Here is a 10182-nt window from a genome sequence, read left to right as displayed (position 1 = left end):
TTTTTTGTTTTTTTTGTGTTTTTCTATTGTTTTTTTTTCTTGTTTGCGGGGGGGGGGGCCCCCCCCCCCCCCCCCCCCCCCCCCCCCCCCCCCCCCCCCCCCCCGACACGTCACGACTGCCGACCGGTCACCTGACTGGCCAACCCCACCAACGCCGCCCGTACCGAATCCGGAAGCGGGATCGCCGCCAGCGCTCCCGTCGCCGCTTCCTTGCGTATCCTGATCATCTGTTCGATCCGGTCCCGCGCGCCGGTGGCCTCGATGATCTCGCGCAGCTCGACCGCGCCGTCCGCGTCCAACTTCGGGTTGCCGAACAGCTCACGCAGCCGCAGGGTCTGCGACCGGTCGGCGGCGCTGCGGGCCAGCGCCATCATCACCGTCGGCTTGCCCTCACGCAGGTCGTCCAGGATCGACTTGCCGGTGACCGCCGGATCACCGAAGACGCCCAACACGTCGTCGCGGAGCTGGAACGCGTCACCCAACGGATCACCGAACTCGCCGAGAGCCGCGATCAGCTCCGGCCCCGCCCCGGCCAGCGCCGCGCCGATCTGCAACGGGCGGGTGACCGTGTACCGGGCCGCCTTCATCCGTATCACGGTGAGCGCGCTGGCCACCGAGCCGTCACCCACCCCGGAGACCAGGTCGAGGTACTCCCCCGCGATCACCTCGGTACGCATCAGCGCGAACACGGCGTAGCCCCGGTGCACCTGTTCGGTGTCCAGCCCGCACTCGTGGAACATCTGATCCGACCAGGCGGCGCAGAGGTCCCCGCAGAGCAGTGCGGTGTTGCGCCCGTACGCCTCGGGGTCGCCGCGCCACGACGAGCGGGCGTGCAGGTCGGCGAAGAGGCGGTGCACCGACGGTTCGCCCCGGCGGCGGTCGCTGCCGTCCAGGATGTCGTCGTGGATGAGCGCGAACGCGTGGAACAGCTCCAACGCCGCCGCGGCCACCACGATCGGGCGGCCGTCGGCGGCCCCGGCAGCGCGCCAGCCCCAGTAGCAGAACAGCGGACGCAGCCGCTTTCCGCCGGCCAGCACGAACCGTTGCAGCGCGGTGAACACCCCGCGCGGCGCGCCGTCGGGCCAGTCCGGGCCCTGCCGGTCGAGAAAGGCCGCCAGCTCCGCGTCGAAGCGCTCCCGCAGCCTGCTCGCGTCCGTCGGGGCGACGGTGGACGTCACGATCCCACCCCGGTCCGGCCACCGTCGCGGCTGGCCAACCCGGCCAACTCCAGCAGCAGCGCCTTCACCTCGGTGGCCGCGACCCGGTCCCGGGCAGCGGACGGGTCGGAGCAGAGCAGCACCGGGGCGTCCGCCGGGTCGCTGGGCAGCCGCCCGTGTGAGCCGCGCACCGCCTGGGCGCCGGCGTCCAGGCCGACGGCGCTCATCAGGTAGCGCATGCCGAGCTTCTTGCGGGCCAGCGCCACCCCTGCGCGAGCCTTCGCGGCGCCGGGGTTGGCCGGGTCGAAGAACAGCTCGGCGGGGTCGTACCCCGGCTTGCGGTGGATCTCGACCAGCCGGGCGAAGTCCGGCGCGCGGGCGTCGTCGAGCCAGTAGTAGTAGGTGAACCAGGAGTCCGGCTCGGCCACCAGCACCAGCTCGCCGGCGCGTGGGTGGTCCAGCCCGTGCGCGGCCTTGCCGTCGGCGTCGAGCACCTCGGCCACCCCGGGTAGTCCGGCGCAGAGCTTCGCCACCGCCGGCACGTCGGCCGGGTCCTTGACGTAGACGTGCGCGACCTGGTGGTCGGCGACCGCGAACGCTTTCGACGTCCACGGGTCGAGGTACTCCATGCCGGCCTGGGTGTGCACCCGCAGCAGCCCCTCGGCACGCAGCAGCCGGTTGACGTCCACCGGCCGGGACACGTCGGTGATGCCGTACTCGGAGAGCACCACCACTGTCGCGTCGCGGGCCCGTGCGGCGTCCAGCAGCGGGCCGAGCACCGCGTCCAGCTCGGCCGCCGCGGCGGCGGCCTGGGCCGACGAGGGGCCGAAGCGTTGCAGGTCGTAGTCCAGGTGGGGGACGTAGACCAGGGTCAGGTCGGGTGACACGTCGGCCAGGATCTGCTCGGCGGCCTGGCAGATCCACCGCGACGACGGCAGCCCGGCGGTCGGCCCCCAGTAGGTGAACAGCGGGAAGGTGCCCAGCCGCCCGGTGAGCGCGTCGTGCAGCTCCGGCGGGTCGGTGTAGCAGTCCGGCTCCTTGCGGCCGTCGGCGTAGTACACCGGTCGCGGCGTGACCGTCCAGTTGACGTCCGCGCCCATGGCGTACCACCAGCAGACGTTGGCCACGGTGTAGCCCGGTTCGGCCCGACGGGCCGCCTGCCAGAGCTTGTCCCCGCCGACCAGCGCGTTGTGCTGCCGCCACAGCAACACCTCGCCCAGCTCCCGGAAGTACCACCCGTTGCCGACGATCCCGTGCCCGCTGGGCTGCTCGCCGGTGAGGAAGGTGGACTGCACCGAGCAGGTCACCGCGGGTAGCACGGTGCCCAGCTCGGCCCGGAAGCCGCCGTCGGCGACGCCGCGCAGCCGAGGCATGTGCGCCAGCAGGCGGGGGGTCAGCCCCACCACGTCGAGTACCACAAGTCGTCGGCTCATCGCGTCACTCCCGCGGTCACGGTGTGTTCCGGGGTCAGCCCGAGGCCGACCAGTTCGTCTCGGGCGAAGGCCAGCTCGGCGGCGATGCCGGCGGCCAGCTCCGCGTCGGTGCCCGGCCGCCGCGCGGCCGGTAGAACCCCCCAGGTGTACGTCTCGACGTCGAGGTGGTCGCACCCGGCGGCCGGCCCGCTGTAGAGCGCTCTCAGGGCGGCGCGCAGGACGGACAGGGTCGAGCCGAGTGGTTCCTCAGGTGGGGCGTGCAGCGGCACGTGGTAGTGCACCCGCCACGGGCCGGGCAGCGCCCGGTCCAACGCCTCGTCCAGGTCGTCGGCCGCGTACGCCGGGTCGGCCGGGTCGGCCAGACCGGCGCAGCCGGCGCTCCGGGTCTGGTGCAGGAAGCGCGGCTCCACCCAGCGGCGCAGCGCGTCCGCGCCGCCGGCCGGGTCGGCCGCCTCGACGGCGGCGGAGACCTGCACCTTCACCACGGGCAGCCCGGCCGCCCGCAGTCGTTCCAACGCCTCGGCCGGCTCCTCCCAGGCGCACGCCAGGTGGGCCAGGTCGACGCAGACGCCCAACCGGTCGGTGTCGATGCCGTCCAACAGCGCGGCTGCCTGCCCGGTGCTCTCCACCACACAGCCGGGCTCCGGCTCGAAGGCGACCCGCACCTCGCGGCCGGTGTCGCGCTGCACCGCGGCCAGGCCGGCGGCGAGCTGGTCCAGCCGGCGTCGGGCGGCGTCGGCCCGCTCGGTGTCCCAGGGCCGCCGCCAGGCCAGCGGCAGGGTGGAGATCGAGCCCCGGGCCGCGTCGTCGGGCAGCAGGTCGGCGAGCACCCGGGCCAGATCCAGGGTGTACGTCAGCCGCTGCTCGGTGGTCCAGTCCGGGTGGTACACGTCCTGCTTGACCACCGGCGCCTGGAAGGCCGCGTACGGGAAGCCGTTGAGGGTGACCACCTCCAGCCCGCGCGCGTCCAGTTCGGCGCGCAGCCGCAGACGCAACGCCGGGTCGGCGGCCAGCTCGGCGGCGACCGGGGCGGCCAGCCACAGGCCGAGGCCGAGCAGGTCGCTGCCGAGCGCTTCCCGCACCGGCACGGCGTAGGTGTCCAGTTGACCGAGGATGCCGGCGAGGTCCTCGGCGGGGTGCACGTTGGTGCAGTAGCCGAGATGGACGGTGTCACCGCCGGCATGTCGCAGCCGCATCAGCTGCCGCCGCGCAGGATCGAGTTGCCGGTCTGCGGGTCCACGGCGGTGACGTCGAGGTCGCTCAGGTCGAGCCGACCGGACTGGCCGTAGAACTCCACGGGGTTGCGCCACAGCACCCGGTCGACGTCGTCGTCGCTGAACCCGGCGAGCAGCATCGCCTCCGCGGTGGCCCGGGTCAGCAGCGGATCGGAGCGACCCCAGTCGGCGGCCGAGTTGACAAGCATCCGCTCCGTGCCGTACTCGCGCAGCAAATCGACCATCCGGTGCGGCGTCATCTTGGTGTCCGGGTAGATGGAGAAACCCAGCCAGCAGCCGCTGTCCCGGACGAGCTTGACGGTCACCTCGTTGAGGTGGTCGACGACCACGCGACCCGCGTCGATGCCGGATTCGGCGACCACGGCGAGGGTGCGCTCGCAGCCGCGCGCCTTGTCCCGGTGCGGGGTGTGCACCAGCGCCGGCAGGTCGTACGCCACGGCGAGGGCGAGCTGCGCGGCGAACGCCTCGTCCTCCTCCGGCGTCATCGAGTCGTACCCGATCTCGCCGACCGCCACGACCGCGTCCTTGTCCAGGTAGCGGGGCAGCAGGTCGAGCACCGGGCGGCAGCGCGGGTCGTTGGCCTCCTTGGGGTTGAGCGCGATCGTGGCGTGGTGCCGCACCCCGAACTGCCCGGCCCGGAAGGGCTCCCAGCCGATGAGCGAGTCGAAGTAGTCGATGAACGAGGCGGCGCTGGTGCGCGGCTGGCCCAGCCAGAACGCCGGCTCCACCACCGCGCGGACCCCGGCGGCGGCCATCCGTTCGTAGTCGTCGGTGGTGCGTGAGGTCATGTGGATGTGGGGGTCGAAGATGCGCATTCACGCCTCCCGGGGCAGTGCGGCGGTGAGCCGGTCGAGCAGGTCGGTGGCGTCGGCGGGCATCTCCCGGCCGGCGGCGTGCCGCTCGGCGGTGAGCGCGGCCAGCATCGCGGCCAGCTCCCCGTCGGCGCGGGTCTCCAGGTCGGCGACCACGGCCAACGGAACGCCGCTGAACACGCACTTGAGCACCGCCTGCCGCCAGGCGGCCGGGTCGAGGTGCCGGGCGTACGGGCCGAGGGCCGCGGCGACCAGCCGGGTGTCGTTGGTCCGGATCGCGTCATGCAGCAGGGGCACCCCGGCGGCGCCGATCGGCAGCAGGGGCAGGGCCCGCAGCACGGCCCGCCGCTCGGCCGCGTCACCGTGCTGGTAGAGGTTCTCGGCGTACGAGGCGTGCTCGCCCGGCAGGGCGGTGAGCAGCAGCACCCGGGCCGCGTCGTCGGCGGTCCAGCCGGGGGCGTCGGGCAACGCGGCCCGACCGCAACGCCGGCCGACCGCGGGAAAGAGCCGGGCGATCGCGGTGGGCTCGGCCGCGACCCGGCGCAGCGCCTCGTCCAGCCAATCGGGATCGGGTACGCCCCGCAGCGCGGCCCGTAGTGAATCCGGTGTCATCCCGTCTCCTCCCCTTGTGCTGCTGCGCCGCTCCGCGGGTGCCCGAGCGCGTCCTTTGCTCTGCTTCACTCCACGCGACGGTTGGTGTCCCGATCTGTTGCGTCCGTTGAAGCAGAGCAAAGGGCGTCGGCGGGTACCTCTTGTCGCCGGCGGTCACCGATTGTCGAAGTGGCCGCCGCGGCGCGCAGGAAATCAATGGACCGGGCGGCCACGTCCGGTGCGGCGTGCGAGTCGCGGGGCAACTCGACGGCGACCAGCCCGAGGTAGCCGGCGTCGGCCAGGGCCGCCAGCACCGGTGGGAAGTCGATCTCACCGGTGCCGAACTCCAGGTGCTCGTGCACGCCCCGGCGCATGTCGTCGATCTGCACGTTGACCAGGTGGTCGGCCACCTCGGCGACGCACTGCGGCACCGGCCACGGCTCCAGGCACCGGCAGTGGCCGATGTCGAGGGTGATGCCGAAGCGGGCCGGCGCGTCGAGCGCCGCGTGCAGTCGACGCCAGTCGGTGATGCTCTCGACAAGCATGCCCGGCTCCGGCTCGAAGCCGAGGGTGACGCCCGCGCTGTCGGCGGCGTCGATCACGCTGGCGCAGCCGGCGACGAGCCGGTCCCAGGCGCACTGGGGTGACACCGTCTCGGGCCGCACACCGGCCCAGAACGAGACCGCCTCCGCCCCCAGGTCAGCGCCGATCCGCACCGCCCGGCGAAGGAACTCGATCCGCCGGGTGGGGTCGTCGTGCAGCAGCGTCGGTGCGTGCTTGTGCCACGGGTCGAGCAGATAGCGGGCCCCGGTCTCGATCACCACCCCCAGACCCAGCGCGTCCAGCCGCCGAGCGACCGCGGCGATCCGGCGCGTGAGCCCGGGTGCGAACGGGTCCAGGTGGTCGTGGTCCAGGGTGAGCGCCACGCCGTCGTAGCCGAGGTCGGCGAGGACGGCGAGCGCGTCGTCGAGCCGGTGGTTGGCGAAGCCGTTCGTGCCGTACCCGAGGCGCAGCGTCGTCGCGTCGCCGCTCGGCGGCACGACCGTCCCGTTGCCGGACCGCCCAGGTCGGGGCCGGGGCACGGTCATGTCGGGGAGACCTTCCGGGCCAGTCGACGGCCCAGTGGCGCCGCCGCCGCGACGGCCAGCCCGAGCAGGCCGGCGCCGCCGCGTGCGGTGAGCGCTCCCTGTAGGGCGGGCAGGCCGGTGATCCCCGCGCCGACCGCCGCGCGGACCTTCCCGGCCGAGGGATCCCGGACGACCTGGGCCTGGGCCGCGCCGTAGCGGGCGGCGTACCACCCGGCCAGCACCGCGGGCAGCGCGACGGCGGGGGCGGCAGCGCGACGGGTGCCGGGGACGGCGATGGCGGCGCTGGCGGCGACCACTGCGGTGCCGGCCAGGGTGCGCATCGGCAGGGCCGCGTCCGTGCCGGTGACCTCGCGCCGGGACAGGGTGGTGACCGTCCAGGTGTGGGCCGCCACGGTCGCCGCCGAGGGGAGCGCCCGCCACAGGCGGCCGCCGGATGCGCCCAGCAGCACGTCCAGCCCTCGGCAGGCGGCCATCACGGCGGGGCCGGCGGCGGTGTTCTTGGCCAGCAGGTCGTACCCCCAGATGCTGGCGGCCAGCGGCACCGCGAGCGCGGCGGCGCGGCGACCGCCCACGGCGGCGGCCAGGCCCACGCCGGCGGCGGTGAGGCCGGCCGCGAGGCCCAGCGCGGCGGTAGGGGTGACCCGGCCGCTGGGGATCGGCCGCTCGGGGCGTTCGATGGCGTCCAACTCCCGGTCGGCCCAGTCGTTGGCGGCCATGCCGGCCCAGTAGAGCAACACCGACGCGCCGGCGAGGGCGGGGGTACGCGGGCTCAACGCGCCGGCGGCCGCCGCGCCGGCGACCACGTCACCGGGGACCGAGAGCGCGGCCGGTGCCCGGACCAGCTCGGCCAGGTCAGCCAGCGTGGTCATGGCCACCGTCCAGGCCGGCGTGCAACCGCTGGGTGAAGTCGGTCAGCCGGGCCCACTGCTCGGCCAGCGAGTGGGTGGGCGCGCCGAGCGGGTCCTTGAAGAAGAAGCCCAGGTCGGCCAACGGCCCCACGTGCCCGGCGGCGTGCGCGGCGGCGGTGAGCCGGGCCAGGTCGAGCACCAGCGGCGCGGCCAGCGCGGAGTCGCAGCCGTGCCAGGTGAACTCCATCCGCATCCCGGTGCCGAGGAACCCGGCGAACGTGATCAGATCCCAGGCGGTCTTGAAGTCGCCCAGCTCCTCGACGTACTCGATGCGGGTGTTGCCCTGCGGGACGTAGCCCAGCGTCTCGCCGAGCACGCGCTGCTTGCTCTGCACCTTGGCCGCGTTGGCGGCCGGGTCGGCCAGGGTGGCGCCGTCGCCGCCGCCGAGCAGGTTCATCCCGGACCAGGAGCGCACGGCGAGGTTGCGCATCGCGAACATCGGCGCGAGCACCGACTTGACCAGGGTCTCACCGGTCTTGCCGTCGTGCCCGGCGTACGGCAGGCGCCGCTCTTCGGCCAGCGTGGCCAGCGCCGGCAGCCGCAGCCCGGTGGACGGGGTGAAGTCGACGTACGGGCAGTCGGCCAGCAGCGCCGCGTACGCGTACAGGGAGCTGGGCGGCAGCACCTCGTCCGGGCCGGCGAGGGCGGCACGCAGCGCGGCCGGGTCGACGTGCCCGGGGTGCGGTCGGGGTGCGGGTTCGGTGGCGGAGACGTTGACCACGACCACGCGGTCTAGCCGGTTGCGCGCCCGGAAGGAGGTGAGGTCACCCACGACTGTCGCGACCCGGTCGGCCTGGGTGGCGCCGAGCGGGGCGGGACGCAGTTCCTGCTCGACGGCGGCCAGCTCGTCGGGGAGCGCGGCGACCAGCCGCCCGGGTATCACACCGGTGTCGGCGAGGGCCTCCGCGCGCTTGCTCAACGGGGTGGTGGCCACGTCGTGCCCGCCAAAGACCAGGTCCGCGAAGGACGGGAGGGCGGGACCGCGCAGATCCGGCAACTCGGTGACGCAGCCGGTCGGCCCGGCCAGGCCGGCCCGCAACGCGAGCCCTCCGACGATGCTGGTGGTCGCGACCGAACCGCGTGCTCCTACCAGCCAGACACCCGTTCGCATGGTGCTCCTTCCCGTTCAGGAGGAACCGTCGGTGTAGTTAAATATAGGAATATCAGAATATTTTACGAAAAGCTACGGCCTTGGCGGATGGGCCCCGCCCGCCCGACCCGTACCGGAACGACACCGGATCCGGCGTCGGCGTCGGCGGCGACGACGACGGACCGGTTTCCGGTATGGGTGCGGGCAGACGGGGCTGGCAGGCAGGGTCGGTCGGCGTCTCGACCCTGCCTCCCCCGCATCCGGCCGGCCGGGGCGTTGGCGTGCCCCGACCGGACGTCTCAGGTTGCCGTGCCCACCGGATCGTCGACCGAGGTGCGGTCCGTCGCAGGGCGGCGTACCGAAGCGGGACGGGTGGGGGCAGCGGCGGGCGGTGTCATCGGGTCCTCCGGAGTGCCGGGGGGTGGTGGCGGTCCTCCGGTGCGGCCGGGGAATCCCGGTCCGGTCGCACCGGACGACCGTCCTGCTCGTGCGCCACCGGGCCACACGGCCCGGCTGCACACTCTCCGGAGCCGACCTCGTCCCGACCGCGGGGCGCAAACCGCGGTCGGTCCCTCGCCGGTCGGCTCCGGAAAGCCGGTCGGGCGACGGCGGCGCGAACACCGCCGTCGCGGATGGTCAGGGGGTCAGACGGCCACCGCGGTCAGCGCCGGTTCCACGTCGGTCCAGGAGGAACCGACGTCCGCCGAACGGGTCACCGCGTCCAGCACGAGCTGGACCTGCAACGCGTCGGCGAAGGAGGGCGCCGGGTCGGTGCCGGTGGCGATCGCCTCGATGAGATCGCGCATCTGGTGGGTGAAGGAGTGCTCGTAGCCGATGATGTGGCCGGGCGGCCACCACGCCGACATGTACGGGTGGTCGCTCTCGGTCACCAGGATCCGGCTGAAGCCCTGTTCCAGGGTAGGCCGGGTGGCGTCGTAGAACTCCAACTCGTTGAGGCGCTCCAGGTCGAAGACCACGCTGCCCAGCGAGCCGTTGATCTCGACTCGGAGGGCGTTCTTGCGGCCCGTGGCGAAACGGCTCGCCTCGTACGTCGCCAGGGCGCCGCCGTCGAGTCGGGCCACGAAGATCGCGGCGTCGTCGACGGTGACCGGCCCGGTGGCCGACCCGTTGCCGTCGACCGATCCGCTGCCGTCCACCGTGGCCGCCAACCCGCTCGACCCGGCCGGCAACGGCCGCTCCTTCACGAACGTCTCGGTGATCGCGCTGACGCCGGTGATCCGCTGACCGACGACGAACTGCGTCAGGTCGATGATGTGCGCACCGATGTCACCGAGCGCGCCGGAGCCCGCCCTGTCCTTCTGCAACCGCCAGACCAGCGGGAACTGCGGGTCCACGATCCAGTCCTGCAGGTACGTCGCTCGGACGTGCCGGATCACCCCGAGTCGTCCGTCGGCGACCATCTGGCGCATCATCGTGACCGCGGGGACCCGGCGATAGTTGAACCCGCACATCGACCGCACCCCGGAGGCACGGGCGGTGTCCGCCGCGGCGGTCATCGCCCGTGCCTCCGCCACTGTGTTGGCCAGCGGCTTCTCGCACAGGACGTGCTTGCCGGCGGCCAGTGCGGCGAGGGCGATCTCGGCGTGACTGTCGCCGGGTGTGCAGATGTCAACCACGTCGATGTCGGCGGAGTTGATCACGTCACGCCAGTCCGTCGTGTACGCGTCCCAGCCGAGCCGGTCGGCGGCCTCGGCCACCTTCGGTGTGTCGCGGCCGCAGATCAGCGCCATCCTGGCCCGTGCCGGCAGGTCGTACACGCGGTTCACGGTGCGCCACGCCTGCGAGTGCGCGGCGCCCATGAACGCGTAACCGACCATGCCGATCCGCAGTTCTCTGTCTGTCGTGGA

At 73.4% G+C, this 10182-nt stretch carries 9 protein-coding genes; all 9 read right to left on the bottom strand.

The genetic code is table 11. The features are described from left to right. Positions 1-110: 110 nt before the first annotated feature. The 9 genes from ACGGAQ_RS32010 to ACGGAQ_RS31970 all read right to left on the bottom strand — a co-directional run bounded on the left by ACGGAQ_RS32010 (position 111) and on the right by ACGGAQ_RS31970 (position 10152). Positions 111-1178, bottom strand: a complete 1068-nt coding sequence (locus tag ACGGAQ_RS32010) for a polyprenyl synthetase family protein (RefSeq protein WP_354854588.1) — start codon at positions 1176-1178, stop codon at positions 111-113. Then, positions 1175-2590, bottom strand: coding sequence for an alkaline phosphatase family protein (locus tag ACGGAQ_RS32005; protein ID WP_393055802.1), 1416 nt, complete (start codon positions 2588-2590; stop codon positions 1175-1177). Before ACGGAQ_RS32005 ends, ACGGAQ_RS32010 begins: the two co-directional genes overlap by 4 nt. Continuing rightward, entirely contained in the window at positions 2587-3786 is a 1200-nt protein-coding gene (gene eboE / locus ACGGAQ_RS32000; RefSeq protein WP_393055799.1) for a metabolite traffic protein EboE, read from the bottom strand. The genes ACGGAQ_RS32005 and eboE overlap by 4 nt, the downstream gene beginning before the upstream one ends. Next, positions 3786-4640: a TatD family hydrolase gene (locus tag ACGGAQ_RS31995; protein WP_393055796.1), complete on the bottom strand. Its 855-nt coding sequence runs from the start codon at positions 4638-4640 to the stop codon at positions 3786-3788. Before ACGGAQ_RS31995 ends, eboE begins: the two co-directional genes overlap by 1 nt. Next, positions 4641-5249, bottom strand: a complete 609-nt coding sequence (locus ACGGAQ_RS31990) for an EboA domain-containing protein (protein WP_393055793.1) — start codon at positions 5247-5249, stop codon at positions 4641-4643. It lies immediately after the preceding gene. A gap of 65 nt (positions 5250-5314) precedes the next feature. Beyond that, a complete protein-coding gene (locus ACGGAQ_RS31985) occupies positions 5315-6316 on the bottom strand; it encodes a sugar phosphate isomerase/epimerase family protein (protein WP_393055790.1) in 1002 nt (333 codons plus the stop codon). After that, positions 6313-7185 carry an SCO3242 family prenyltransferase gene (locus ACGGAQ_RS31980; protein ID WP_393055788.1) on the bottom strand — a complete coding sequence of 291 codons (873 nt, stop codon included), beginning with the start codon at positions 7183-7185 and terminating at the stop codon, positions 6313-6315. Before ACGGAQ_RS31980 ends, ACGGAQ_RS31985 begins: the two co-directional genes overlap by 4 nt. Continuing rightward, positions 7169-8335, bottom strand: coding sequence for an inositol-3-phosphate synthase (locus ACGGAQ_RS31975; RefSeq protein WP_393055784.1), 1167 nt, complete (start codon positions 8333-8335; stop codon positions 7169-7171). Before ACGGAQ_RS31975 ends, ACGGAQ_RS31980 begins: the two co-directional genes overlap by 17 nt. 623 nt (positions 8336-8958) lie before the next feature. Beyond that, positions 8959-10152: a Gfo/Idh/MocA family protein gene (locus ACGGAQ_RS31970; RefSeq protein ID WP_393055811.1), complete on the bottom strand. Its 1194-nt coding sequence runs from the start codon at positions 10150-10152 to the stop codon at positions 8959-8961. Positions 10153-10182: the final 30 nt, after the last annotated feature.

Origin of the sequence: Micromonospora sp. NPDC047557 (assembly GCF_043205095.1) — a bacterium.
Classification (GTDB): domain Bacteria; phylum Actinomycetota; class Actinomycetes; order Mycobacteriales; family Micromonosporaceae; genus Micromonospora.
This window is presented reverse-complemented; position numbering and strand designations above follow the sequence as displayed.

Excerpts from the sequence above, each read along its gene's own strand:
- ACGGAQ_RS32005 (WP_393055802.1), bottom strand. The coding sequence starts at position 2,590 with ATGAGCCGACGACTTGTGGTACTCGACGTGGTGGGGCTGACCCCCCGC.
- ACGGAQ_RS31995 (WP_393055796.1), bottom strand. The coding sequence starts at position 4,640 with ATGCGCATCTTCGACCCCCACATCCACATGACCTCACGCACCACCGAC.
- ACGGAQ_RS31975 (WP_393055784.1), bottom strand. The coding sequence starts at position 8,335 with ATGCGAACGGGTGTCTGGCTGGTAGGAGCACGCGGTTCGGTCGCGACC.
- ACGGAQ_RS31990 (WP_393055793.1), bottom strand. The coding sequence starts at position 5,249 with ATGACACCGGATTCACTACGGGCCGCGCTGCGGGGCGTACCCGATCCC.
- ACGGAQ_RS31980 (WP_393055788.1), bottom strand. The coding sequence starts at position 7,185 with ATGACCACGCTGGCTGACCTGGCCGAGCTGGTCCGGGCACCGGCCGCG.
- eboE (WP_393055799.1), bottom strand. The coding sequence starts at position 3,786 with ATGCGGCTGCGACATGCCGGCGGTGACACCGTCCATCTCGGCTACTGC.
- ACGGAQ_RS31985 (WP_393055790.1), bottom strand. The coding sequence starts at position 6,316 with ATGACCGTGCCCCGGCCCCGACCTGGGCGGTCCGGCAACGGGACGGTC.
- ACGGAQ_RS31970 (WP_393055811.1), bottom strand. The coding sequence starts at position 10,152 with ATGGTCGGTTACGCGTTCATGGGCGCCGCGCACTCGCAGGCGTGGCGC.